The organism is Pinirhizobacter soli, assembly GCF_015905305.1.
In the GTDB taxonomy this organism is placed as follows: domain Bacteria; phylum Pseudomonadota; class Gammaproteobacteria; order Xanthomonadales; family Rhodanobacteraceae; genus Pinirhizobacter; species Pinirhizobacter soli.
On the sequence record NZ_JADZLQ010000001.1, the window covers coordinates 1,932,416 to 1,955,362 of the forward strand.

Sequence of the window (22,947 nt, forward strand, 5' to 3'; positions counted from 1 at the left end):
GTACACACTGGTGCACCTTACCCCGCTGCGAGGCCGGTACATGCCATACGAGCTCTACTACTGGACGGGCATCCAGGGTCGCGGCGAATTCGTGCGCCTGGCACTGGAAGACGCCAGGGCCGAGTACATCGACGTGGCCCGTGAAGAAGGCGACGATGTCATGACCCCATGGCTTGAGGGCAAGCACGAAGGCGCGGTGCCCTTCGCGCCACCATTCCTCAAGAGCGGGCGGTTGGTGATCGCCCAGGTGGCCAACATCCTGCAATACCTGGGGCCGCGCCTGGACCTTGTGCCCGACAGCGAATCGCGGCGGGCGCAGGCTCACCAGATCGAACTGACCATCACGGACCTGGTGGCCGAGGCCCACGACAGCCACCACCCGGTGGGCATGGGGCTTTACTACGAAGACCAGAAACCCGAAGCGAAACGGCGTGCCGCGGAATTCCGCAACGAGCGCATGCCCAAGTACCTGGGGTATCTGGAGCACTGCATCGAGCGCGGCGGTGGCCGCCATGCGTTGCGCGAGCACTCGTACGTTGATCTTTCGATGTTCCAGCTGGTGGCGGCGCTCAACTACGCCTATCCCAAGGCCATGGCCCGGCTCGGCAAGAAACTGCCGCTGCTCACCGCCGTGCATGACCGCGTGGCGCAACGGCCGAACATCGCCGCGTATCTGGCATCACCGCGACGACTGGCCTTCAACACCAACGGCGTCTTCCGCCACTATCCCGAACTGGACGGCTAAAACCCTACTGCGATTTCTGCTCATCCACCGTCTTGGGCGCTGCGCCCCACTCGTACACCTTGTAGTACACCGGTGCCACCGGGCCGAGCTTGGGATCACGCTCGAGCTTGCCGCTTTCATCGGCCATGATCTCGCGCGGCGGCCCATGCTTGGGCGTGATGCGGATCATGGTGATGCGGCCGCCCTCGCGGTATTCCTCGACGGTGTCTTCGCCTTCGGTACGAACGGTAACCTGCGGCGGCGGGTTGCCGTTGGCATCGGTGCCGCTGTCGTGCATGGCCGGAAGGTCGATGGCCGGGCGGTTTTTTTCCGGCGGCGGATTGGCCACCGGCGTGGCGCCCTTGTCGTGAATGCCCGGCGGAGGCGGGGCAGGCTTGAGGTTGAGGTCCTGGGCGTGGAGGCTGCCCGCGGCGATCAGGGCCAGGCCGGCGAGGAGCGGGATGTTCGGTTTCATGACGAAGTCTCCGTGCAGACGCCGAGCATAACAGCGCCCTTACCCCTTGCGGCGTGAACGGGCCCGGAAAGCACACTCAAGCCATGAGAGAATCCCAAGATGGCCAAGCTCATCCTGATCGACGGGTCCTCGTACCTTTACCGCGCCTTCCACGCGCTGCCGCCGCTGACCAACGCCCAGGGCGAGCCCACCGGCGCGCTGTTCGGCGTGGTGAACATGCTGCGCTCCACACTGAAATCCGCTCCGGAGTACCTCGCCTTCGTGGCCGACGCACCCGGCCCGACTTTCCGCGAGGAGATGTACCCGCAGTACAAGGCCAATCGGCCCTCGATGCCGGACGACCTGCGGTCCCAGGTCGAACCGATGCTGCGCATCGTCGGCGCGCTGGGGTTTCCGATCCTGCGCGTGACCGGGGTCGAAGCCGACGACGTGATCGGCACGTTGGCCGTGCAGGCGCGCGAACAGGGCATCGACGTGGTGATATCCACCGGCGACAAGGATTTCGCCCAGCTGGTGGACGATCGCATCACCCTGGTCAACACCATGACCAACACCACCTTGGACGTGGATGGCGTATTCGCCAAGTTCGGCGTGCGGCCCGACCAGATCGTCGATTTCCTCACCCTCACCGGTGACAGCGTCGACAATGTTCCCGGTGTGGAGAAATGCGGTCCGAAGACAGCCGCCAAATGGCTCGCCGAATACGGCACGCTCGAGGCCCTGATCGCCTCGGCCGACAAGGTCAGCGGCAAGATCGGCGAGAACCTGCGCACGGCGCTGCCTAGGCTGCCGCTGTCGAAGGATCTGGTCACCATTCGCATCAACACGCCGCTGGAAGTGGGCCCGACCGACCTGCACCAGCGCCAGAGCGACAACGAATCCCTGCTGGAGCTCTACCGTCGCTACGACTTCAAGGCCGCCCTGAAGGAACTGGAAGCCGGCGGAGCCGCACCAGCTGCAGCACCGGCCGCGGCAGCGGCCCCAGCCGCGTTGATCGAGGCATTCTCCGCCCCCGGGGAATATGAACTCATCACCACCCGCGAAGCCCTCGACGCATGGCTGCCTCGCCTGCGCGAGGCAAGCGTGCTGGCCTTCGATACCGAGACCACCAGCATCGATCCGATGCGCGCGCAGATCGTCGGCGTGTCGTTTGCCGTGGAAGCGGGCAGGGCAGCCTACGTTCCCGTGGCCCACGACTATCCCGGTGCACCGACGCAGCTGTCGCGTGATGAAGTCCTGGGCGCACTCAAGCCGATCTTCGAAGACGCCTCCATCGCCAAGCTTGGGCAGCACGCCAAGTACGACATCAACGTGCTCTCCACGCACGGCGTCGACGTGCGCGGCGTGGCCTTCGATTCGATGCTCGAAAGCTACGTGTTCAACGCCACCGCCACCCGCCACGACATGGATTCGCTGGCCACGCGGTATCTGGGCTATACGACCATCAAATATGAAGAAGTCGCAGGCAAGGGCGCCAAGTCGATTCCCTTCGGCCAGGTCGACCTCGACACGGCCACGCGCTACGCCGCGGAGGATGCCGACGTCACCCTGCGCCTGCACCAGGCGCTGTATCCGCAGCTTCAGGCCGAGCCGCGCCTGCTGAAGGTCTACGAAGAGATCGAAATACCCCTGGTGCCGATCCTTGCGAAGATGGAACAGCGCGGGGTGTTGATCGACATCGACGAACTGCGCCGCCAGAGCCAGCAACTGGGCAAGCGCATGGTGGAACTGCAGAAGCAGGCCTACGCCAGCGCCGGCCACGAGTTCAACATGGATTCGCCCAAGCAGCTGCAGGCCGTGTTGTTCGACGAACTGGGCCTACCGGTGCGGGTGAAGACACCCACCGGCCAGCCATCGACGAACGAAGAAGCGCTCGAAGCGATCGCCGACGCCCACGAGCTCCCACGCGTGCTGCTGGAATACCGCGGCCTGGCGAAACTGCGCTCCACCTATACCGACAAGCTCGCTGGCACCGTCAACGAACGCACTGGCCGCGTGCACACCAGCTACCACCAGGCCGTGGCCGCCACCGGGCGCTTGTCATCGGCGGATCCGAACCTGCAGAACATCCCCATCCGCACCGAAGAAGGCCGCCGCATTCGCCAGGCATTCATCGCGCCGCCGGGCTGGAAGATCATGGCGGCGGACTATTCGCAGATCGAGTTGCGCATCATGGCGCATCTGTCTGGCGATGAAGGCCTGCTGCGGGCATTGGGCAACGGCGGCGACGTGCACCGGGCCACCGCCGCCGAGGTGTTCGGCATCCCGCCTGAAGAGATCACCGCCAACCAGCGCAGTGCAGCCAAGGCGATCAACTTCGGCCTGATGTATGGCATGAGCGCCTTCGGCTTGGCGCGCCAGCTGAACATCGACCGCGGCGAGGCCTCCGATTACATGGCCCGCTACTTCACCCGGTACCCGGGCGTGCGGGACTTCATGGAAGCCACCCGCAGCCAGGCGCATCGCGACGGCTACGTGGAAACCCTGTTCGGCCGCCGGCTCTACCTGGAAGAGCTGGCCTCGCGGAACCAGGCACGCCGGGCCGGCGCCGAGCGCGCGGCGGTGAACGCCCCGATGCAGGGCACGGCCGCCGACATCATCAAGCGGGCGATGATCGCCGTCGCAGCCTGGATTGAGACACGCGACGACGTGCACATGCTGATGCAGGTTCACGATGAATTGGTCTTCGAAGTGCGCGAAGACGCCGTGGAAGCAGTTCGCGAGGGGGTGATCGAGCGCATGTCCGGGGCGGCGGAGCTCGCCGTACCGCTGATCGTGGACGTCGGTGTGGGCGCCAACTGGCACGAGGCGCACTAACTGCCTGTTTTTCGCCAGGTTTCCAAACCCTGAAAATTAACTGACTATTTTTTCGCCAAACCAGCGAACTTTCTGGCCCTGCCCGCATCTAATCTTCCGGAACACACGCAACGGTGTTCCGAAGGTGATCTCTCCTCCCTGAGTGAACCTACGGCTGCGAACCTCTCCCCTGGGTTTCGCAGCCACCCCAGCCCCGAAGGTCCCCCCCTGGCCTTCGGGGCCTTTTTTTGCGTGTCGTTTGGACCGGGCCAATGCGCTATCGTTCGCGCACTTTTCCCACCTGAGCAAAGGCAACCCCATGTCCCTTTCCATGTCCCAGGCCTCCGTGCCGGTATTCGTGCGCGGCCTGTCCAACCTCAAGCACGTGCTGCAGAAAGGCCAGGCCCACGCCAAGGCCAAGAACGTTCCTGATGAAGTGATGCTGCAGACGCGGCTGATCGCCGACATGCTGCCGCTGGTCAAGCAGGTGCAGATCGCAACCGACGCTGCCAAGGGCTGCGTGGCACGGCTGGCCGGCGTCGAGCCGATCGCGGTGCCCGACGTGGAAGTGACCTTCGACGAACTCCAGGCCCGCATCGACAAGGTGATCGACTACGTCAAGTCGTTCCAGGCCAGCCAGATCGACGGCAGCGAAGACCGCGCGATCGTGCTGAAGATGCGCAGCGGCGAACTGAACTTCACCGGCCAGGACTATCTCTTCGGTTTCGCCCTGCCCAACATGTTCTTCCACATCTCCACCACCTACGCGATCCTGCGCGAAGCTGGCGCAGAACTGGGCAAGAACGACTACCTGGGCAACCGCTAAGCAACATCCCGCCAGCGCCGTCGAGCTATTCGACGGCGCTGATGGTCATACCAGGGGCTCAACCCGTTTGCGCGTGGCCTTGCGCCAGCTGTGTGGGACAATGGCCGGCCCATGCTCCTTGACGACACCAAAGCCACCATCCGCGCCGACTACGGGCGCCTCAAGGAAGGCTTGCCCGGCTTCCGAGGGCGGCCGGCGCAGCTGAAGATGATTGCCGAAGTGGCCAAGGCGTTGGCCGAGCCCGCGGGCGCCGCGGTGATCGAGGCGCCCACCGGTACCGGCAAATCGATGGCCTACCTGATCGCCGGGCTGGAAGTGGCGCGGGCGACGAAGAAGAAGCTTCTGATCGCCACGGCCACCGTGGCGTTGCAGGAGCAGTTGGTCCAGCGCGATATTCCCCAGTTCCTGAAGCTCTGCGGCGTGGAAGCCAAGGTCGCCCTGGCCAAGGGCCGCCAGCGCTACCTGTGCGTGCGCAACCTGCGCATGGCCGCCACTGAAACCGCGCAAGGCGGTCTGGACTTCGACGCCGAGCTCGCCCTGTGGGCCAAACCACCGCAACCGCGCGATACCCAGGCCGTGGGCAAGCTCACCGAAGCCTTCAGCAGCGGCGAGTGGAACGGCGACATGGACTCAAGCCCGGAAGCCGTGTCGGACCTCGTGCGCGGCATGCTTACCACCAGCGCTGGCGGCTGCACCGGCCGCAAATGCGGCGCCTTTTCCGTTTGCCCCTTTTTCCTGGCGCGCCGCGCCGTGGGAGAGGCGGAGATCGTGGTGGCCAACCAGGACCTGGTACTGGCCGACCTCACCATGCCGCGCGATGAAGACACCTTCGGCGGCGTGATCCTGCCCAAGCCGGAAGAAACGCTCTACATCTTCGACGAAGCGCACCACGTGCCGGCCAAGGCCATCGATCGCGGCGCGGCCGATGTACACCTGTCGGTCGCCATGCGCCGGCTCGGCCGCATGCAGAACCAGATCCATGCGGCCTATTCGCTCACCGACAAGGAAAGCATCGGCAATCTCACTCTCGAAGCGGGTGAGGAAAAGATCGCCGAGCTCAGCGCCTCACTGGAAGACATCGAGCGCGAGATCCGCATGACCTGGATGCCTTCGCCCGGCGAAGCAGAGCCGATGTACCGCGCATCCCTCGGCCGGCTGCCGGAGAACTGGGTGGTGCATGCCACCGCGCTGCGCATGGTCACCGGCGACGTGCACAAATGGGTGCGCAGCGTGCGCCGTGCGGTCGTGGAGATGGAAGCCGGCGGCCCTACCCAGGAAGCGATTTCCCGCGAGCTTGGCGTGGCGTTGGAGCGCCTGGATAGGCAAGTGCGCACCTGGTATGCATGGTCCAGCGAAGATCGCGAAAACGCACCGCCACTGGCACGCTGGGTAACCTTGACCGCCGACCAGCAGATCGTCTGCCACGCCTCGGCCGTATCGGCGGGTGGCCTGCTGCGCAACGTGCTGTGGGACAACGCGGCGGCAGTAGTGATGACCTCGGCGACGCTCAGCGTGGGCGGCCAGTTCCGCGGTTTCGCCGATGCGGTTGGCCTGCCCGATGGTGCGATCACGCTAAGCCTGCCCTCGCCTTTCGACTTGGCCAACCAGGCCACGCTGGAAGTACCCGCCTTCAAGGCCATGCCCGATGACCGCGAAGGCCATGCGCGCGAAGTGGCCGCCTGGCTGGGCGCGAACCTCAACTGGGACGCCGGCAACCTGGTGCTGTTCACCTCGCGCGCCAAGCTCGACCGCGTGTTGCAAGTGCTGCCCATCGAGTACGTGCGCAAGGTGCGTGCGCAGGGTTCGTTGTCCAAGGCGCAGCTGATCACCGAGCACCGCGAGGACATCGAAGCGGGCAAGGGCAGTACCTTGTTTGGCCTGGCCTCGTTCGGCGAGGGACTGGATCTTCCGGGCAAGCTCTGCGAAACCGTAGTGGTAACGCAGCTTCCCTTTGCCGTGCCCACGGACCCCGTCGGCGCGACCTACGCCGAATGGCTGGAGTCGCGAGGACGCAACCCGTTCATCGAAGTGAGCGTGCCCGATGCCACGCGGCTCTTGATCCAGTACTGCGGCCGACTGATCCGCACCGAAACCGATACCGGCCGGATCGTGCTGCTGGACCGCCGGGTGGTCACCAAGCGTTACGGTGAACAGATGCTTCGCGCACTGCCCCCGTTTGCGCGTGCAATCGAGCGCGCCGCATGACGATGGAAAAACCCGATGCGCCGTCGGTCGCGCGCAACCGCGATGCGATCCTGGATGTGCTTGGCGAGGCATTTACGCACACGAAATCGGTGCTTGAAGTAGGCAGCGGCACGGGACAGCACGCGGTGTTTTTTGCGCGGGCCCTCCCCCACCTTTCCTGGCAAACGTCGGACCGCGAGGAAAACCTCGATGGAATAAGTGCGTGGCTCGACGACGCGGGCCTTCCCAATACACCGCCCGCGTTGGCCTTCGACGTCAATGGCGCGTGGCCAACCACCGCCTACGACGGGGTATTCACCGCCAACACGCTGCACATCATGTCGTTCGAAGAGGTGCGCGCGTTCTTCACCAGCCTGCCAAGCATCACCGCACCTGGAGCCACGCTCGTGGTCTACGGACCGTTCAACTACGACGGCCAATTCACCAGCCCAAGCAACGCTACGTTCAACGACTGGCTGCAAGCACGCGGCGCCCACATGGCGATCCGTGATTTCGAAGCAGTGGATGCACTGGCCGCCGAGGCGGGATTTCACCTGGTCGACGACCGCGCCATGCCGGCCAATAACCGATGCATCATCTGGCGCCGGACCGCCCCATGAGCCCTTGCCCCTGCGGAAGAGCCGACTACTCCGCCTGCTGCGGCCGCTATCACGGTGGGCTTTTTGCACCCGACGCCGAATCGCTGATGCGATCGCGCTACAGCGCGTTCGTCCTTGGATTGCCCGACTACCTGCTGGCGACGTGGCATGCGTCCACGCGACCGTCGACGATTGACCTGGATTCGGGCGTTCGCTGGCTGGGCCTGGATATCAAGAAGGCCGCAGGCGACGGCAACCAAGCCACGGTGGAATTCGTCGCGCGCTCGCGCCACGGCGGCGGCCCCGCCCACCGCCAGCACGAGCTCAGTCGCTTCGTGCATGAGGATGGGCGGTGGTTTTACCTGGACGGCGACGTACGCTGATCCGTCACTTAGTACGGAAGGCGTTTTCCAGCATCTGGCGATCGAAACCGGTGCCCGGCTCCTCGCCATTGGAATAACGATATAGCGCCGCCGAGTAGATGCCATGCAGCGCTGCCTGCACCAGGCCCAGCAGCACCATGGCGATCACCAGCACCACGATCGCGGCGATGATCACCGTAACGGAACCGGTGAAAGCGGCGCCGACGATCAGGCCCGCGCCGCAGAGCATGACCAGGAACGTACCCAGGCCGAACACCACGCCAAGGCCGGCGTTGCCGATCAGGTTCTCGCCCCAGGTCTTGCGCAGCAACTGCACGCTGCGCTTGAGCGACTGGAACGGTCCCAGCCCTTCATGCGCCAGCACCGGCACCACCAGGAAGGTCGCCACCGTCCAGCCTAAGCCAAGGAAGCCGGCAATGATGCGGCCGATGAAGCCCAGGCGCTGCTGCAATGCCCGGAGGAATACGCCGACCGTTGCGGCGATCAATGCGTAGCCCAGGATCGTGCCAATACGCGACCAGGCAATGCGAAAGCCATCGCCCACTGTGGGATTGCCGCCATCCAGGCGAATCATCGCCGCACCGATCAGCGCGGTGTTGAAGAAGATGATGATGGTGTACTGCACGAGGTAGAACGCACCCATCAGCACGTATTGGATGGGCTCCAGGCGCTGACGGTCGAAATGCTCGCCATGCATGGCGCCGAAGATGATCGGCAGCGCGAAACTTGCGATCACCACCAGCGAGGCCATCGCCGAGAACAACGGGAAAACCATCAATTCCTTGTCCGAGCGCAATACCGATGCGCTCGCCTTCATCAAGGTCCAACTGCGTGCGAACTTCCCCATGGCGCGATGTCCTTCCCCGGTTGGCAGTGGGCATTTTGTAGCAGAGGCAAGCCACGTGGAACAGTGGAGGGGGTCATTCAAACAACGCCTGCTCGTCGGCGAAGATCCGGGTCAGGTGCTCAATGACCGTCCTGATGGGCAGGTCCTTTCGATCCTGCCGGCGCATGAGCAGCCAGATCTCGCGCGGCGGCGGCACGGCTGGCAGATGGCAGGGCCGGAGGTCCGGGGTGGTTCGTCCGATGTAATGCGGCAGCAGCGCCAGGCCCGCGCCAGACCGGGCCGCCGTTGCCTGTGCCACCTGGTTGCCAGCCCGGAATGAAACACGTGCCCGCGGGTAGTGCTGGGCCAGCCAACGGGCCTCGGGCACGGTTGAGCTTTCCTCGTCGAAGCTGATGAAGGCAAACGCCTCGCCGTCTTCGACGCATTGGCAAACCGACGGCGTGCCGTAGAAGCCATACGCCATGCTGCCCACGGGCTTGGCAATGAAGTCGCCGTCGTCGGGGCGTCCGAGGCGGACGGCGATATCCGCCTGATGGCGTTCAAGGCTTATCGGCCGAAGGTCGGTGGCCAGATCGATATCCAGACCCGGGTACAGGGTGGGCAGCACGGCCAGCCGTCCGATCAAAAATCCCTGGGCTAGGCCCGGAGGCGCATTGATGCGGACCAGGCCCTTGGGGGAATCGTCCGTGCCTCCGCGGCCAAGCGTCTGGACAGCTGTTTCCATATCGCCGGCAACCCCCAGCGCGAAGGTTCCGGCCGGCGTCAACACATAGCCTTCCGGCCGGCGCTCGACCAGTTTCTCGCCAACGCTCGCTTCCAGCGACTGGATCCGCCGCGAAATCGTCGCGTGGTTGACCGAGAGCGCGCGCGCCGCGGCCGACAGGCTGCCGTGGCGGCCCAGCGCCAGGAAGATGCGGACGTCCTGCCAGTCCACCTCTGTGCGTTTTTTATCAGCCATTGATCGAGGATAGCGGATTTTCAACAGGGCGGACCCGGCCTAGCCTTACTCCCAACACCAGGAACCAAGGTTGGCCGCCATGTCCTCTACTCCCTTGAAACTCACCCTCGTCGGGGGGCCGACGGTACTGATCGAGTTTGGCTCGATGCGCCTGCTGACCGACCCGACGTTCGACCCTCCCGGTCGCTACCAGGTCAATTCCCTCCGTTTCGAAAAGACATCGGGCCCGGCGCTTTCGTTGGCAGAAATCGGCGAGCTGGATGCGGTGCTGCTTAGCCATGACCAGCACATCGACAACCTTGATAGCGCCGGGCGGGCGATGCTGCCGAGCGTGGGCAGGACTTACACGACGCCGTCGGGTGCGTCTCGTTTGGGCGGGAGTGCCATCGGCCTTGCACCATGGGAGAGCTGCACGCTGCGAGGTGCGAACGGTGAAACCTTGCTGGTGACCGCCACCCCGGCACGGCACGGGCCCATCGGCATCGAGCCGATCTCCGGCGAGGTGGTGGGGTTTGCCCTGGGCGTCGACAGACCCGGCGACCTCCTCTACGTCACCGGCGACACGGTCTGGTACGAGGGTACGGCCGAGGTTGCCCAGCGCTTCTCGCCAAAAGCCGTGCTGCTTTTCGCCGGTGCTGCCGAACCGCGCGGGCGCTACCACATGACCATGGGTAGCGAAGGCGCGCTGGAAGCGGCGCATGCGTTCCCGAAGGCGACCATCGTTGCCGCGCACAACGAAGGCTGGGGCCACTTCAGCGAAAGCCAGGAGCAACTGGTCGATGTGTTCGCCCAGCTTCGCGTGCCTGATCGCCTGGTGCCTTTCGAGAAGGGCAAAGCCCTGGTTATTCCTGTTCCAGGTTAAGCACCCAGTCGCGAAACCTTTACCCCACTACCTACAACGGAAAAAATCATCATGAGCAACGAACAGAAAGTCGCCATTGTCACCGGTGCCTCGCAAGGCATCGGCGCCGGCATCGTCAAGGGCTATCGGGATGCAGGCTATGTCGTGATCGCCAATTCGCGATCCATCACCCAGGGATCCGACCAGGGCGTGATCGCGGTACCGGGAAACATTGCCGAGCCGGAAGTTGCAAGCCAGGTCGTGCAGACGGCCATCGATCGCTTCGGGCGCGTGGATACACTCGTCAACAACGCGGGCATCTTCATCGGCAAGCCATTTACCGAATACACCGTGGAAGACTTCCATCGTGTGATCGATGTGAACCTTGGCGGCTTCTTCCACATCACGCAGAGGGTGCTGGACCAGATGCTTCGTGTAAACAACGGACATATCGTCCAGATCACCACTGCCCTGGTGAAGCAACCCATCTCTGGCGTGTCGGCGGGCCTGGCGGGACTCACCAAGGGCGGCCTGGATGCGATAACGCGTGCACTGGCTATCGAATACGCGCAGAAAGGCATACGCGTGAATGCGGTAGCACCTGGCATCATCAAGACGCCCATGCATCCGGCGGAAACCCATGACTTCCTGGAAAAACTGCATCCACTCGGTCGGATGGGCGAAGCACAGGAGATCGTCGATGCCGTGCTTTACCTGGAACGCGCCGGCTTCGTGACCGGCGAGACGCTTCATGTCGACGGTGGCCAGCACGCGGGTCGCTGATGCGTGCATTCGCGGCGGGACAAGTGGCCCGCCGCGGTATTGTTATCGTCCGTTTTTGGGAGGAAACCATGCCATACGTAAACATCAAGGTGACGCGCGAGGGTACATTGCCGGGCGAGACGGCAACGACTCCGGAGCAGAAGAAGGCGCTGATCAAAGGCGTTAGCGACCTTCTGTTCGAAGTGATGGGCAAAGCACCGCACACCACTTACGTCATCATCGAAGAGGTCGAGCTTGAGAACTGGGGTGTCGGCGGCGTGACCACGCCGGAATACCGCCAGCAGATCGCGGCCAAGGCCGATAAGTCCACATAGAGAGCGCGGAAAGTTTTGCCTCGTTACAACCTGACAGGCTCGAGCTCGCCATCATCGGCGGCTCGCGCCTGCATTTGGGACAATGTCAGCCCCGTCAACGGATGCACCACTTCACCGGCGATGTCGGCCAGCGGTCGCAACACGAAGGCGTGGCGAAGTTCATCGCGGGGAATCTTCAGGTGCCCGGGCCCGTCGAGCACGAGGTCGTCGTAAAGCACGATGTCGATGTCCAGCGTGCGGCTGGAGAAGCGCGGCACGTCGCGACGGCGGCCATGGCGATCCTCGATGGCGTGCAATGCGTCGTTCAGTGCGATCGGGGCAAGGTTGGTGGTCAGGCCCACGGCCAGGTTGATGAAGGCCGGCCCGTCGAAGCCCACCGCCTTGCTGCTGTAAGCCGGCGACACCACGATGTCGCCGAACATCGAGCGCAGTTCAGACAACGCCGCCCGCAGGTGATGCTCCGGTTCCACGTTGGAGCCGAGGCTTAGCCATGCCGTAGCCATGCGCGCTACGCCGGCCGCTTGCCGCGCTCGATCACCACGCCCACCGACTTCGCTCCACGCACGGCACCGGGCTTGGCGCACTTCAGGCGCACCCAGGCCACGCCAAATTCCTGCATGATGATTTCCGCGCAGCGCTCGGCCAGGGTTTCCACCAGGCCAAACGATGATTCACCCACGAACGACTGCAGGCGCTTGGAGACGGCCTTGTAATCGAGCGTGTCGGCAATGTCGTCGGTGGCCGCGGGCTTGCGGTTGTCGAACGCCATCTCGACGTCGAACGCGAGCGGCTGGCGGATCTTGCGCTCCCAGTCATAGATGCCGATGACGGCATCGATGCGGAGGTCTTCGATAAATACGATATCCATCGGACGATTCTAGCCAATCACGGCGCGATCAGGCCGCGGTAAGGGTTTCCAGGCTCCAGCGCGGCTGCACCACCAGGGTATCGTCGTGCTGCCCGGCCGCCAGGCGGATGGCACCGGCCAACGCGATCATCGCGCCGTTGTCGGTGCAGAATTCCAGTCGGGGGAAGTACACCCTGAAACCATCGGCGGCGCCCGCTTCGGCCAACTGGGCGCGAAGGCGGCGATTGGCGCCGACACCGCCGGCGATCACCAGGCGCCCTGCCCCGGTGGCGGCCAGCGCGCGGCGGCACTTGATGGCGAGCGTATCCACGATGGCTTCCTCGAAGCCGCGGGCGATGTCGGCCCGGGCCTGGTCGCTACCGTCCGATGCCTTCCAGGCCATCAGCACTTGGGTCTTGAGCCCGGAGAAACTGAAGTCGAAGCCGGGGCGATCGGTCATCGGCCGGGTGAACTTGTACACGCCGGACCGGCCCTGTTCGGCCAGTTTTGCCAAGGCCGGCCCGCCGGGATACGGCAGGCCCATCATCTTGGCCGTCTTGTCGAAGGCCTCGCCGGCCGCGTCGTCCAGGGTGTCGCCCAGGATCCGGTAGCTCCCGATGCCCTGGACCTCGACCAGCATGGAGTGCCCGCCCGATACCAGCAGGGCCACGAACGGCGGCTCGGGCGGGTCGTCTTCCAGCAAAGGGGCCAGTAGATGACCTTCCATATGGTGAACGCCGATGGCCGGGATCCCCAGCGCCCAGGCCATGGCCCGCGCCGCCGCCCCGCCCACCAAAAGGGCACCCACCAGGCCGGGGCCGGCCGTATAGGCCACCCCGCCAAGGTCGGACAAACCCAGCCCTGCATCGGCCAAGGCCTTGCGCACCAAGGGTAAAAGCTTCCTGACATGGTCCCGGCTGGCCAGCTCCGGCACCACCCCGCCATATTCGGCATGTAGCCGGACCTGGCTGAAAAGCTCATGGGAAAGCAGGCCCCGGCCCGGGTTTTCCCGGTCCCAGCGCAGCAGGGCGACGCCTGTTTCGTCGCAGGAGGTCTCGATACCCAGTACAGGCTTTGAAATCTGCAGAATGCTCACGCTATAATTCACGGCTCGCCCGATCAGCCGGGCCAGTTTACCCAAGTGGAGTTTCCATGCCGTCCGTTAAAGTCCGCGAGAACGAGCCGTTCGAGCTTGCCCTGCGTCGTTTCAAGCGTACCTGTGAAAAGGCTGGTGTGCTGGCCGAGACCCGCAAGCGCGAGTTCTACGAAAAGCCCACCCAGGAACGCAAGCGCAAGCGTGCTGCTGCGGTCAAGCGCCACCTGCGCCGCCTGTCGCGTGACGTTTCCCGCAAGACCCGCATGTACTGAGTGTCCTGCCTGCCCGCCTTCACTGGCATAGGGGCAGGCAACCGGCAGGCGCGTCCAACCCGCAGCCGCCACCTCGCTTACGCATGTTACGGACCGGCGCCACCCCCTGGGAGGCGCCGGTTTTCGTGTTCGAAGTCAAATAAGGAATTCCCGTGAGCCTGAAGCAGCAACTGACCGAAGACATGAAGAACGCCATGCGTGGCGGCGAGAAGGACAAGCTCGGCGTGATCCGCCTGATGCTGGCCGCCGTGAAGCAGCGCGAAGTGGACGAGCGCATCGAGCTGGACGACACCCAGGTGCTGGCTACGCTTGAAAAAATGATGAAGCAGCGGCGCGATTCAGTGACCCAGTTCGAAGCCGCCGCCCGCGAGGATCTGGCCAAGATCGAGCGCTACGAAATGGGCATCATCGAAGCCTACCTTCCGGCCAAGCTCGACGAGGCTGGCATCGAGGCCCTGGTGCGCCAGGCCGTGGCCGAAACCGGCGCCACCGGCATGAAGGACATGGGCAAGGTGGTGGGCTGGGTCAAGGACAAGGCCGCCGGCACCGCCGACATGGCGGTGGTGTCCCAGAAGGTGAAGGCTGCCCTGGCGTAAGCTGCCACGTTTCACGCCTCCCGCACGATCGGGCACGCAAGATCACCGCCACTTAAAGTTAGCGGAGTCCTGCCATGCTCAAGTGGGCCATCATCTTCGGCATCGTGTCGCTGATCACCGGCGCCCTCGGTTTTACCGGTATCTCCGGTGCCGCAGGGACCATCGCCAAGGTCCTGTTCGCGATCTTCCTGATCTTCTTCATCATCGCCATCCTGGCCGTGGTCGGCATCTTCCACATGGCGTTCTAGACGGGCCAGCCCCGGGCCGCGCTGGCCGCTACAATGCCCCATGCGCGGTCGTATCCCCGATTCCTTCATCGACGAACTGCTTGCCCGTGTCGACATCGTCGACACGATCGAGCGGCGCGTGCCGCTTAAAAAGGCCGGGCGCGAATGGACCGCCTGCTGCCCCTTCCACAACGAGCGCTCGCCCTCGTTCTACGTGAGCCCGCAGAAGCAGTTCTACCACTGCTTCGGCTGCGGCGTGCACGGCAGCGCGATCAAATTCCTTATGGAATACGAGCGCCTGGAATTCGTCGACGCGGTGGAAGAACTCGCCCAGTCGGTGGGCCTGAAGGTGCCTTACGAAGGCGGCCGCGACGCCGCCCCGCGCGAGGACAAGACCGACCTCTACGCCCTGCTCGATGGCGCGGCGCAATACTACGAAGACCAACTGCCCAAGAGCGCCGAGGCGAAGGAATACGTCAAGCGCCGCGGCCTGGATGCCCAGACCATCAAGGCCTTCCGCATCGGCTGGGCACCGGCCGGGTTCGATGGCGTGATCAAGGCGCTGGGCAATTCCGAGACGCGCCTTAAGCTTCTGAATGAAGCGGGCATGGTGGCCGCGAACGAGCGCGGCAACCGCTATGACCGTTTCCGCGAACGGGTGATGTTCCCGATCCTCGATCGCCGCGGCCGCGTGATCGCTTTCGGCGGACGCGTGCTCACCGGCGACCAGGGCCCGAAATACCTCAACTCACCGGAAACTCCCCTCTTCCATAAGGGAAAAGAGCTCTTCGCGCTGTGGCAGGTAAAGCAGGCCAACAAAACCCTTGAGCGCATCGTGGTGGTCGAGGGCTATATGGACGTCATCGCCCTGCACCAGGCGGGGCTGCCGATTGCCGTGGCCACGCTGGGCACGGCAACCACGCCCGACCATGCCGAAGTGTTGTTCCGCGCCACGCCCGACGTGGTGTTCTGTTTCGACGGTGACCGCGCCGGCAAGCAGGCGGCATGGCGTGCGCTTGAATCGGTGCTGCCGCGCATGCGCGACGGACGCCAGGCGTTCTTCCTGTTCCTTCCCGACGGCGAAGACCCCGATACCCTGGTGCGCAAGGAAGGCAAGGAAGGCTTCGAAAAGCGCATGCACAAGGCCACGCCGCTTTCGGAATATTTCTTTGCCGAACTTGGCCGCGACGTGGAACTGGGTAGCCTTGACGGGCGAGCCCGCCTGGCCGAACGCGCCCGGCCGTTGATCGCCAAGCTGCCCGATGGCGCCTTCCGCGACCTCATGGGTGCGGAGCTGGAGCGACGTACGGGAGCGAAGGCAACCTTCCAGCCCGAAGCCCACTCCCGCCAGCCGCACCAGCGCAACGCACCGGTGCAGCGCAGCCTGGTGCGCACCGCCATCACCCTGTTGATTGCGCAACCGGGCCTGGCCGACCTCGTCGAGCGGCCTTATGGTTTCCTGGCGCTGGACAAACCCGGCGTGGGCCTGCTGGCCGAGTTGATCGATATCGCGCGAAGCCGGCCGGGCATCAACCCCGCCACGCTGGTGGAACAGTTCGCCAGCCGCGAGGAACACGCAGCGCTCGACAAGCTGGCCCGGGCGGACGTGGTTGGCGAGCCGGAGATGCAGAAGGTGGAATTCCTGCACGCCCTGGAACGGATGAAGCACCAGGCCGTGGTGCAACGTAAAACGCTCCTGCAGGAGAAATCGCGCTCGATGGGCCTGGATAACTCGGAAAAAGCCGAGCTTCGAGAACTGTTTACGATACGCCCGCCCCAATCGTTCACGGACGAATGACGCCTGCCCCCCTTCCATGGGATCATCCAAGGCCGCACAGGAACCGTGGGCCCTGATGGACCTGCTCGAGCGCCTCATCGACATTTTCGGCCAGAACGGATACTTGGCCGTCTTCATCGCACTGCTGCTTTGCGGCGCGGGAATTCCCCTGCCCGAAGACATCACCCTGGTCGCCGGCGGCGTGATCACCGGATTGGGCTACGGCAATGTGCACACCATGTTCGTGGTGTCGATGGTGGGCGTGTTGCTGGGCGACTCCACCATGTTCCTGCTGGGACGCAAGTACGGCACGCGCGTGTTGAAGGTGCGCTTCGTCGCGCGCCTGCTGACACCCGAGCGCTATGCCAAGGTGCAGGAAAAATTCGCCCGCTACGGTAACCGCATGATGTTCTTCGCGCGCTTCCTGCCGGGCATGCGTACGGCGGTATACATCAGCGCCGGCGCCACCCATCGCGTGTCGTTCTGGCGCTTTTTCCTGCTCGATGGCTGCGCCGCGCTGATCAGCGTGCCGATCTGGGTGTACCTGGGCTACTTCGGTGCCAATAACCACCAGTGGCTGGCGATGTGGATCAAGCGCGGCCAGACGGGGTTATGGATTGCGTTGGTCGTGGCGCTGCTGTTGCTGTTCTGGTATCTGCGCCGCCGTCGCCACTGTACGGAGTCGGGGACGGAATAGAACCCCGACTCCGACTCCGCCGCGGCTAGGCCCTGGCCAGTTGCGCCATGCGATCGCACAGCACGGTCATCATGTCCCAGCCTTCTTCTAGCGTCTGCTCCAGTGCGGGCATCGTTGACGCCGGCGCGCGACGCAGCAGGTCCACGCCGTAGGCGGCATGATCTCCATCGTCTTGGGCATGTTCATGGAAGTAAGGCATGTCTTCGAAGACAGTTGATGCCTGTTTGAAGAAGACCTCCCCGCTCGCCTCCAGCACCAGATGCATCAACAGGGTGCGTTCATGGTCCGACCCCACCATCATCGCGTGCTTGAACCAGTGCATCGCCGCCTGCAGGATCGAATCAGTGCAGGCAACGTGCGTGCCGCCGCGTTGCTCTCGCAGGTTGTCGTTATGGCCCAGTTCCTCGGCCAGGTGCTCTACCGCCACGCGCTGCTGGTCGTGGTCGACGGTGAGTGCTGCGCGCAGGTGCATGAGGCGCTGGAAGAAATCCGACCACGTCTGAAGGCCATGCAGCAGACGCTCGCGCACCGCGGCATCCAGCCCATCGGACTCATCCACCAGCTTCACCAGTTCGCTGCGCGAGAAAGCCGCGATCCGCGCGTCGTTACGCGCCAGCAGGCGTTCTATCGGCCGCGACGGCGACGATTCGAAAGTGATCCGCGGCTCCTCGGGCCCGTCGTAAGACGTCGAGCCGTTGAACTGCATCGAGATGCCCCAGAACCCGTCGCCAATGCCACGAAAGCCATGCAGGCACCCGGGCGTCACCAACACAGCGTCGCCCGCGGCCAGCGGCCGCTCGATGTCGCCGAATACCTCGCCCGTACCCTCGCAGACCAGCACCATCCCGCGTTCCTCGTGGCGGTGCGCACCCAATTCCTGGCCGCCGGCCAGGTGCACCCAACTCATCGCCACCCCCGTATGCGACGGAATGAACTCCGCCAGCGCCGGCACCCGGGCGAAGGATTTGACCGTCCCCAATTCGTGCACCGTACCTCCGACATCCACCCGGTGCAGGGGCTCGATGGCATCGCGTGCGATGACCTGGACTTTCTTCTGCATGCGTTCTGGCTCCTTGCCGTGCATCAATGCCGCGGCAGGGGCCGCGGCGGGGCACACGATGCTGCTGGCGGCAGTGCAGGTCAAGGGCCAAGAAGAGATGAAAACGCTATGGAGATTAAATAGTTACGGTTAGGAACCGTGGAGCATCCTGCCCGTACTTGACCGCCCGCCATCGGGGTAGGCTTCAGTTCCCCGGGAACCTGCCGATAAGCATGGCGAGACCACCACAGGAGCGACCCATGAGCGGACACCATTGCCATCGTTGTGGGTCGTCGTTGCATCCGGGGGCGATGAAATGCTCGGGGTGCATGGCTGGGGTGGTTTATGGGGCGACGGTCGCGGAGAAGACCCGCGCTGCCAAAGTGGGCGCTGCGCTCATGCTCGCCAGCTGGTGCTACGTCGTGGCGTTCTCGATACCGGCCATTGTCACTGGCGTGTTGGCCACGCTTGCCGCATCGTTCCTGTTCCGCATCGCGACCGCGCGCTCGCACGCCGGCCTCGTCCGGACGGTCATAAGCTAGGCACTCTCTTTTATCAGTGCTTGTCGGGTTTACGTCCCGGCACCGCGTGCACGCCCTGGGGAATAACGAACGTCGTATCTGGCAATGGCGAGTACGACACCGAAGACGCCAACCATGCGTGCTGCCGGTGGGATACATCCTGCGCATCGAAAGACAGCACGGCTCCGGAGTCCGCGTCGATCCACAATGAACCACGGTCGGTTCCATCGGGGCCTTGCGCTCCGGCATCGTGAAAGCGCAATTCCCTTGCCTGTACTCCCGCGATTCTCTTCAGCTGCCCAGTCGCCGCACAAGGAAAGCCCGTCGCATGGCAAGGCTCTTGTGGGTTGACCATCCACATGCGTCCAGCCGGGGACAATGGCAAAGCAAAAGCCACGTGCTGCTCCAGGCTAACAAGCCATGCCTTTTCGCCCTGCCGAAAGACCGCACCCTCGCGGCCGTTGGCGGCAAAGTCGATGCGGATGCGATCGCCCTTCACCTGCACGGTCTGCGCAATGGTCGTGGCACTGCCCGTGGCTGGACCGAACCGGACGCCATCGCCGCTGAGCACACCTTTCATCGTGACGTCGGGGCCTTCGTCGGCCGACGCGATAACCGGCACGACCAACGATATCAAGGCCAGCCATCGTAACCTCAAGGCAGGTTTCCTGAGTTGTAGATCGGCGATTGCATGCGCACCATCGCCTCGCCAACGATGGGAAGGTAATAGACGGTGTGTCCGGCAAGTATCGAACCGCTGACATCCTGTGTGCCAATCAGCTTGTCGATGACGGGCACGATCAGGCGGTAGCGATACGTCACCTGTATCTTCAGCAAATTGGCATCCTGCACGTTCAGCCCACTGGACCTGCCAACCGTATCAGGGCGGAAATAGAGGCTATCGTTGGGCAGTGCCTTCTTGCCGTCGAACTGCTGTTCGGCGAAGTCGTTGTAAGCCGCGCGCGTGGGGCTTATGACTGTGATCGAGCCAGATCCGGTCGTCAGGGCAAGCTCGGCCGAGCCCAGCGCCAAAGCTGCCCCGGCGGTACCCGGGTTGCCCGTGGCGTAGAGCGGCGCCAATCCACGGGCAAAACCGTGGACCATCTTCGTGTGGTCAACACCACTGGTGGCCCCCGCCCTGGCAGCCTCCTGGGCGGCGTAGTCGACCAATACTTTCGCTCGGTAAAACAGGATGGCCTGCAGCAGCCCCAGCAACAGGAAACCGAAGCCGAACATCGCTACCAGGAATTCGGTAAGCGACTGACCACCCTGCCGCTTCCATCCCCGGTTCATGGCGACTTGGCCGGCGTGGTGGTGACACGAGAAGCCGCCGTCGTCGTCGCGGCCGGTGTTTCCAGTTTGTGGCCGTTACCGTCAAGTACGTCCACAGGAACCGAATCAGTCGCGTTCACGGGAACCTCCACGGGTGTCACCGGTTCCTCCGGCTGCTTTACCACGATCGGCGAGCGTCCAACCAAAGGGGGAAGTCTTGCATCGACCGCTGCGGTCAGCCGATCCGGCCCTCGGCTTCGGGTATCGGGCAGGGGTACGGTCACCGCGATGCTACCCTGGGTCGCATCGCTCGCCGGTGATGCTGTACTGCCAGGACGGTCGGCGTCCGCAGTAGCGGGGCCCGCCTTTTCCAATGCCTTGAGCAACTGGTCACTCTGGGCGCGGATCGGGTCGTCCTTGGCGGCACTGCTGACGCTGACAATGAGTGCTGCCTGCGCCTGGCGCATGCGCACGATAGCGAGGTTATGCCATGCACGTGCATGCGCGCCGTTGCGCTTGATCGCCTGCTGGTAGGCATCGACCGCCTGGTCGGGCTGCTGCAGTCGCGCGTAGGCGTTACCCAACCGGTACCAGTAATCTGCCTCTTGGGGAACAGCCTCGGTCAGCTTCTGGTACAGGGCAATGGAACCTGCCATGTCGCCGGAAGTGTAGGCCTGGTCGGCTTGCTGCTGCGTTTGCAGGATCGAGTCGAGTTTCGCCGCGTGACGCGCGGGAGCGGAGCTACATCCGGCAAGGGCCATGCAGCACAGCCATGCCAGCTTCATCTTCATCGTTCGCGCCATAAGAGCGTCTCCCCTTCTTGCACGCGCAGGACAGCCAGGCTGCCCGCATCCAGTTCCAATGTCTTTCGCGCGCCGCGCGCCGCGCGTGTTCGCCATGGCCTTACCTCCGCCGCCGTACCGACCACCCTGTCCTGCGCATCGAGAAATACCAGGTCAAGCGCATAACGCATGCCGAAGGTATGCACCGAAGGGCAAGGCTCCAACAACAACGCTTCCGCACCGCTGGCCGCAAGACGTGGCCGTCCAAGCAGGCCGCGCAAGCGGGTCCATGGCGTGGCGGCCCGCCAGGCACGAGGCACAAGGCATTCGTCGCCGCGGAAAATGGCACCGAGCTTCACAGGATGCCCTCCTGTTTCATGCGCAGGAAGATGAAGTACGCCAACACCAGGAAGATCAGCGGGAAAAAGAACATCACCAGTGGCAGCATCATTTTTACCGGCGCCTCGAGCGCAAGTTTCTCGGCACGCAGGAAACGTTCTTCGCGACGCTGTCCCGCCTGGGCACGCAAGGTGCCGCCGAGGCTCGCGCCGATGCGATCGGCCTGGATCAGCGCGCCGGTAAAGCTCGATATCTGCGCCATATCCATGCGATCGGACATGCGCCTTAGCGCTTCAGCGCGCGGAAGGCCCGAACGCAGGTCGCGCAGCAATCGAGAAAATTCCTGCGACAGCGGACCGTCCGGCCCTTTGGTCGTGGCCTGCTCGATACCGCCGGTAATGTTCAGGCCCGCCTCGACGGACATCACGATGAAGTCCAGGAAGGTCGGCAGGTCCTTGATCACCGTGCGTTGGCGTTTCTTCCGTCGTTCGCCAAGCCACAGGTCGGGGTAGAACCAACCGATCGCGCCACCGAACAGCATGCAGAACGCGTAAAGCGTGAAGCCGTGCTTGTCGAGCAAGGCAAGCAGCACCCACGCAAATGCAGCCACCAGTACCACTGCGGTTATCCGCAATCCATAGAGTTGTTCGGGCGTAAGCACGAAGTCCTGCCCGGCCACCTGCAGCTGCTTGTGCGCCGGTTCAAGCCGGTTCGGCGACAGGCGTGGTCCGACGAGATTGGTCGCAAGGTTCACCAGCGGCCATATCACGCGAAGGCCGAACGGCAGTGGATCCTGGAAGTTGCGATCCTGCTGCGGCTGCTCCCGCATGAACGAGAAGATGCTCCAGAAACCCAGGGAGGCAGCGATGGCCGCGCAGGCGACGGTGGCAATGAGCAAAAAACTCATACGTCGATACTCATGATTTTCTGGCACATCTTGTAGCCGAGGAATTCCATGACACCGGCAATGGCAACCACGCCCCAACCAATGACCGTGTGGAACATGGGCTGCATCGTCTCCGGATAGGCAAGGGTGAGAAACGTCACCATGGAGACAGGCAGCAAGGCCATCACGATGCCCTGCAGGCGGCCTTGCGCAGTCAGCGCCTTGACTTTTCCTTCCATGATCAGGCGCCGGCGGAGCGTGTCCGATAGCGATGCCATGCTCTCGGCCAGATTGCCGCCCACATCGCGCGAGATGCCGACAGCCGAAACGAACAGTGTTACATCGGGGATCGGCACGCGCTGGTTGAAGTTCTCCAGCGCCTCGTCCGGCTTGATGCCCATGCGCTGCTCACGAAGGACCAGGGAAAATTCCTGCGACAGGGGAGGGTCAAGATCGCGGGCAAGGCTTTCCAGTGCAGGAGCAAAACCAAGGCCTGCGCGCATGCTGCTGGCGATCATCATCAGCCCGTCGGGAAGCTGCGCCTGGATCTTGTCGATGCGTCGCTGGCGCATCCACGCGTACGCCTTGCGGGGAAGGAATACCAGCAGCAGAAGGACGCCCACGCCAAGGATCGGGTTACCGGTGGCCAGCCAGACGAACAGCGGTAGGATGACCAGCGCGACGACGTTTGCCATGAACAGCTTGCGCGCGTCCATGAACATGAACATGTCCGAGAGGTTGAACGTGGCCGTCGTGGTAAACGTATCGCGGTAACGTCCGTAGAAAACACCAGAATTACTGATAGCGACATAGGCCAGCAAACTGATGCTGGCGAATACGATGACGGCGATAACGCGGGGATCCAC

Annotated in this window: 28 protein-coding genes; 15 read left to right on the plus strand and 13 right to left on the minus strand. The window is 63.8% G+C overall.

Annotated elements, in window-relative coordinates; all coding sequences use genetic code 11:
- Positions 1-40 precede the first annotated feature (40 nt).
- Positions 41-745: a glutathione S-transferase gene (locus NDK18_RS08530; RefSeq protein WP_250627533.1), complete on the plus strand. Its 705-nt coding sequence runs from the start codon at positions 41-43 to the stop codon at positions 743-745.
- A 4-nt stretch (positions 746-749) separates the two neighbouring features.
- Here the strand turns inward: NDK18_RS08530 and NDK18_RS08535 are convergent, their stop codons facing one another.
- Positions 750-1,199 carry a DUF2782 domain-containing protein gene (locus NDK18_RS08535; protein WP_250624711.1) on the minus strand — a complete coding sequence of 150 codons (450 nt, stop codon included), beginning with the start codon at positions 1,197-1,199 and terminating at the stop codon, positions 750-752.
- A 99-nt stretch (positions 1,200-1,298) separates the two neighbouring features.
- Between NDK18_RS08535 and polA the strand changes: the two genes are divergently transcribed.
- The 5 genes from polA to NDK18_RS08560 all read left to right on the plus strand — a co-directional run bounded on the left by polA (position 1,299) and on the right by NDK18_RS08560 (position 7,987).
- Entirely contained in the window at positions 1,299-4,016 is a 2,718-nt protein-coding gene (gene polA, locus NDK18_RS08540; protein ID WP_250627534.1) for a DNA polymerase I, read from the plus strand.
- Between the two features lie 298 nt (positions 4,017-4,314).
- Positions 4,315-4,821, plus strand: coding sequence for a DUF1993 domain-containing protein (locus tag NDK18_RS08545; protein ID WP_250624709.1), 507 nt, complete (start codon positions 4,315-4,317; stop codon positions 4,819-4,821).
- 111 nt (positions 4,822-4,932) lie between these two features.
- Positions 4,933-7,026 carry an ATP-dependent DNA helicase DinG gene (dinG, locus tag NDK18_RS08550; protein WP_250627535.1) on the plus strand — a complete coding sequence of 698 codons (2,094 nt, stop codon included), beginning with the start codon at positions 4,933-4,935 and terminating at the stop codon, positions 7,024-7,026.
- Between the two features lie 2 nt (positions 7,027-7,028).
- Entirely contained in the window at positions 7,029-7,625 is a 597-nt protein-coding gene (locus NDK18_RS08555) for a DUF938 domain-containing protein (protein ID WP_250627664.1), read from the plus strand.
- Positions 7,604-7,987 (plus strand): YchJ family protein, encoded by a 384-nt coding sequence (locus tag NDK18_RS08560; protein ID WP_250625872.1) that lies wholly within the window; start codon positions 7,604-7,606, stop codon positions 7,985-7,987. Before NDK18_RS08555 ends, NDK18_RS08560 begins: the two co-directional genes overlap by 22 nt.
- Positions 7,988-7,991: 4 nt before the next feature.
- Here NDK18_RS08560 and NDK18_RS08565 read toward each other — a convergent pair whose 3' ends face one another.
- Positions 7,992-8,834, minus strand: coding sequence for a DUF6159 family protein (locus NDK18_RS08565; protein ID WP_250624706.1), 843 nt, complete (start codon positions 8,832-8,834; stop codon positions 7,992-7,994).
- A 73-nt stretch (positions 8,835-8,907) separates the two neighbouring features.
- Positions 8,908-9,816 (minus strand): LysR family transcriptional regulator, encoded by a 909-nt coding sequence (locus NDK18_RS08570; protein WP_250624705.1) that lies wholly within the window; start codon positions 9,814-9,816, stop codon positions 8,908-8,910.
- Positions 9,817-9,871: 55 nt separating this feature from the next.
- Here NDK18_RS08570 and NDK18_RS08575 point away from each other — a divergent pair, with 55 nt between their 5' ends.
- The 3 genes from NDK18_RS08575 to NDK18_RS08585 all read left to right on the plus strand — a co-directional run bounded on the left by NDK18_RS08575 (position 9,872) and on the right by NDK18_RS08585 (position 11,730).
- On the plus strand, positions 9,872-10,654 hold the full coding sequence (locus tag NDK18_RS08575) for an MBL fold metallo-hydrolase (RefSeq protein ID WP_250627536.1): 783 nt from the start codon (positions 9,872-9,874) through the stop codon (positions 10,652-10,654).
- 51 nt (positions 10,655-10,705) lie between these two features.
- Positions 10,706-11,416: an SDR family NAD(P)-dependent oxidoreductase gene (locus NDK18_RS08580; RefSeq protein ID WP_250627537.1), complete on the plus strand. Its 711-nt coding sequence runs from the start codon at positions 10,706-10,708 to the stop codon at positions 11,414-11,416.
- 68 nt (positions 11,417-11,484) lie between these two features.
- Positions 11,485-11,730 (plus strand): tautomerase family protein, encoded by a 246-nt coding sequence (locus NDK18_RS08585; protein ID WP_250624702.1) that lies wholly within the window; start codon positions 11,485-11,487, stop codon positions 11,728-11,730.
- Positions 11,731-11,753: 23 nt separating this feature from the next.
- Here the strand turns inward: NDK18_RS08585 and folK are convergent, their stop codons facing one another.
- The 3 genes from folK to tsaD are packed head-to-tail and all read right to left on the minus strand — an operon-like array spanning position 11,754 to position 13,673.
- Positions 11,754-12,233 (minus strand): 2-amino-4-hydroxy-6-hydroxymethyldihydropteridine diphosphokinase, encoded by a 480-nt coding sequence (folK, locus tag NDK18_RS08590; RefSeq protein WP_250624701.1) that lies wholly within the window; start codon positions 12,231-12,233, stop codon positions 11,754-11,756.
- Between the two features lie 5 nt (positions 12,234-12,238).
- On the minus strand, positions 12,239-12,598 hold the full coding sequence (folB, locus tag NDK18_RS08595) for a dihydroneopterin aldolase (RefSeq protein ID WP_250624700.1): 360 nt from the start codon (positions 12,596-12,598) through the stop codon (positions 12,239-12,241).
- Positions 12,599-12,626: 28 nt separating this feature from the next.
- Positions 12,627-13,673 carry a tRNA (adenosine(37)-N6)-threonylcarbamoyltransferase complex transferase subunit TsaD gene (gene tsaD, locus NDK18_RS08600; protein WP_250627538.1) on the minus strand — a complete coding sequence of 349 codons (1,047 nt, stop codon included), beginning with the start codon at positions 13,671-13,673 and terminating at the stop codon, positions 12,627-12,629.
- Between the two features lie 56 nt (positions 13,674-13,729).
- Between tsaD and rpsU the strand changes: the two genes are divergently transcribed.
- From rpsU to NDK18_RS08625, 5 genes are all read left to right on the plus strand, one after another.
- Complete coding sequence (gene rpsU / locus NDK18_RS08605; protein WP_055999514.1) at positions 13,730-13,945, plus strand: 30S ribosomal protein S21; 216 nt, start codon at positions 13,730-13,732, stop codon at positions 13,943-13,945.
- A 152-nt stretch (positions 13,946-14,097) separates the two neighbouring features.
- Complete coding sequence (locus NDK18_RS08610) at positions 14,098-14,541, plus strand: GatB/YqeY domain-containing protein (protein WP_250624698.1); 444 nt, start codon at positions 14,098-14,100, stop codon at positions 14,539-14,541.
- A 74-nt stretch (positions 14,542-14,615) separates the two neighbouring features.
- Positions 14,616-14,789: a DUF1328 domain-containing protein gene (locus NDK18_RS08615; protein WP_250624697.1), complete on the plus strand. Its 174-nt coding sequence runs from the start codon at positions 14,616-14,618 to the stop codon at positions 14,787-14,789.
- A gap of 40 nt (positions 14,790-14,829) precedes the next feature.
- Positions 14,830-16,566 (plus strand): DNA primase, encoded by a 1,737-nt coding sequence (dnaG, locus tag NDK18_RS08620; RefSeq protein WP_250624696.1) that lies wholly within the window; start codon positions 14,830-14,832, stop codon positions 16,564-16,566.
- Between the two features lie 55 nt (positions 16,567-16,621).
- Positions 16,622-17,242, plus strand: a complete 621-nt coding sequence (locus NDK18_RS08625) for a DedA family protein (RefSeq protein WP_250624695.1) — start codon at positions 16,622-16,624, stop codon at positions 17,240-17,242.
- A 25-nt stretch (positions 17,243-17,267) separates the two neighbouring features.
- Here the strand turns inward: NDK18_RS08625 and NDK18_RS08630 are convergent, their stop codons facing one another.
- Entirely contained in the window at positions 17,268-18,302 is a 1,035-nt protein-coding gene (locus NDK18_RS08630; protein ID WP_250627539.1) for a cupin domain-containing protein, read from the minus strand.
- A gap of 308 nt (positions 18,303-18,610) precedes the next feature.
- Here NDK18_RS08630 and NDK18_RS08635 point away from each other — a divergent pair, with 308 nt between their 5' ends.
- Complete coding sequence (locus NDK18_RS08635; protein WP_250624693.1) at positions 18,611-18,823, plus strand: hypothetical protein; 213 nt, start codon at positions 18,611-18,613, stop codon at positions 18,821-18,823.
- Positions 18,824-18,836: 13 nt separating this feature from the next.
- On the opposite strand, the gene NDK18_RS08640 is transcribed toward NDK18_RS08635, so the two are convergent.
- The 6 genes from NDK18_RS08640 to NDK18_RS08665 are packed head-to-tail and all read right to left on the minus strand — an operon-like array spanning position 18,837 to position 22,947.
- Positions 18,837-19,460, minus strand: a complete 624-nt coding sequence (locus NDK18_RS08640) for a hypothetical protein (protein WP_250624692.1) — start codon at positions 19,458-19,460, stop codon at positions 18,837-18,839.
- Entirely contained in the window at positions 19,457-20,095 is a 639-nt protein-coding gene (locus NDK18_RS08645; RefSeq protein WP_250624691.1) for a pilus assembly protein, read from the minus strand. Before NDK18_RS08645 ends, NDK18_RS08640 begins: the two co-directional genes overlap by 4 nt.
- Entirely contained in the window at positions 20,092-20,865 is a 774-nt protein-coding gene (locus NDK18_RS08650; RefSeq protein WP_250627540.1) for a tetratricopeptide repeat protein, read from the minus strand. The genes NDK18_RS08645 and NDK18_RS08650 overlap by 4 nt, the downstream gene beginning before the upstream one ends.
- Positions 20,862-21,215, minus strand: a complete 354-nt coding sequence (locus tag NDK18_RS08655) for a DUF192 domain-containing protein (protein WP_250627541.1) — start codon at positions 21,213-21,215, stop codon at positions 20,862-20,864. Before NDK18_RS08655 ends, NDK18_RS08650 begins: the two co-directional genes overlap by 4 nt.
- Complete coding sequence (locus tag NDK18_RS08660) at positions 21,212-22,102, minus strand: type II secretion system F family protein (RefSeq protein WP_250624688.1); 891 nt, start codon at positions 22,100-22,102, stop codon at positions 21,212-21,214. Before NDK18_RS08660 ends, NDK18_RS08655 begins: the two co-directional genes overlap by 4 nt.
- Positions 22,099-22,947: a type II secretion system F family protein gene (locus NDK18_RS08665; protein ID WP_250624687.1), complete on the minus strand. Its 849-nt coding sequence runs from the start codon at positions 22,945-22,947 to the stop codon at positions 22,099-22,101. Before NDK18_RS08665 ends, NDK18_RS08660 begins: the two co-directional genes overlap by 4 nt.

Excerpts from the sequence above, each read along its gene's own strand:
- NDK18_RS08530 (WP_250627533.1), top strand. The coding sequence starts at position 41 with ATGCCATACGAGCTCTACTACTGGACGGGCATCCAGGGTCGCGGCGAA.
- NDK18_RS08535 (WP_250624711.1), bottom strand. The coding sequence starts at position 1,199 with ATGAAACCGAACATCCCGCTCCTCGCCGGCCTGGCCCTGATCGCCGCG.
- polA (WP_250627534.1), top strand. The coding sequence starts at position 1,299 with ATGGCCAAGCTCATCCTGATCGACGGGTCCTCGTACCTTTACCGCGCC.
- NDK18_RS08545 (WP_250624709.1), top strand. The coding sequence starts at position 4,315 with ATGTCCCTTTCCATGTCCCAGGCCTCCGTGCCGGTATTCGTGCGCGGC.
- dinG (WP_250627535.1), top strand. The coding sequence starts at position 4,933 with ATGCTCCTTGACGACACCAAAGCCACCATCCGCGCCGACTACGGGCGC.
- NDK18_RS08555 (WP_250627664.1), top strand. The coding sequence starts at position 7,029 with ATGGAAAAACCCGATGCGCCGTCGGTCGCGCGCAACCGCGATGCGATC.
- NDK18_RS08565 (WP_250624706.1), bottom strand. The coding sequence starts at position 8,834 with ATGGGGAAGTTCGCACGCAGTTGGACCTTGATGAAGGCGAGCGCATCG.
- NDK18_RS08575 (WP_250627536.1), top strand. The coding sequence starts at position 9,872 with ATGTCCTCTACTCCCTTGAAACTCACCCTCGTCGGGGGGCCGACGGTA.
- NDK18_RS08580 (WP_250627537.1), top strand. The coding sequence starts at position 10,706 with ATGAGCAACGAACAGAAAGTCGCCATTGTCACCGGTGCCTCGCAAGGC.
- NDK18_RS08585 (WP_250624702.1), top strand. The coding sequence starts at position 11,485 with ATGCCATACGTAAACATCAAGGTGACGCGCGAGGGTACATTGCCGGGC.
- folK (WP_250624701.1), bottom strand. The coding sequence starts at position 12,233 with ATGGCTACGGCATGGCTAAGCCTCGGCTCCAACGTGGAACCGGAGCAT.
- folB (WP_250624700.1), bottom strand. The coding sequence starts at position 12,598 with ATGGATATCGTATTTATCGAAGACCTCCGCATCGATGCCGTCATCGGC.
- rpsU (WP_055999514.1), top strand. The coding sequence starts at position 13,730 with ATGCCGTCCGTTAAAGTCCGCGAGAACGAGCCGTTCGAGCTTGCCCTG.
- NDK18_RS08615 (WP_250624697.1), top strand. The coding sequence starts at position 14,616 with ATGCTCAAGTGGGCCATCATCTTCGGCATCGTGTCGCTGATCACCGGC.
- dnaG (WP_250624696.1), top strand. The coding sequence starts at position 14,830 with ATGCGCGGTCGTATCCCCGATTCCTTCATCGACGAACTGCTTGCCCGT.
- NDK18_RS08625 (WP_250624695.1), top strand. The coding sequence starts at position 16,622 with ATGGACCTGCTCGAGCGCCTCATCGACATTTTCGGCCAGAACGGATAC.
- NDK18_RS08630 (WP_250627539.1), bottom strand. The coding sequence starts at position 18,302 with ATGCAGAAGAAAGTCCAGGTCATCGCACGCGATGCCATCGAGCCCCTG.
- NDK18_RS08635 (WP_250624693.1), top strand. The coding sequence starts at position 18,611 with ATGGCTGGGGTGGTTTATGGGGCGACGGTCGCGGAGAAGACCCGCGCT.
- NDK18_RS08645 (WP_250624691.1), bottom strand. The coding sequence starts at position 20,095 with ATGAACCGGGGATGGAAGCGGCAGGGTGGTCAGTCGCTTACCGAATTC.
- NDK18_RS08650 (WP_250627540.1), bottom strand. The coding sequence starts at position 20,865 with ATGAAGATGAAGCTGGCATGGCTGTGCTGCATGGCCCTTGCCGGATGT.
- NDK18_RS08660 (WP_250624688.1), bottom strand. The coding sequence starts at position 22,102 with ATGAGTTTTTTGCTCATTGCCACCGTCGCCTGCGCGGCCATCGCTGCC.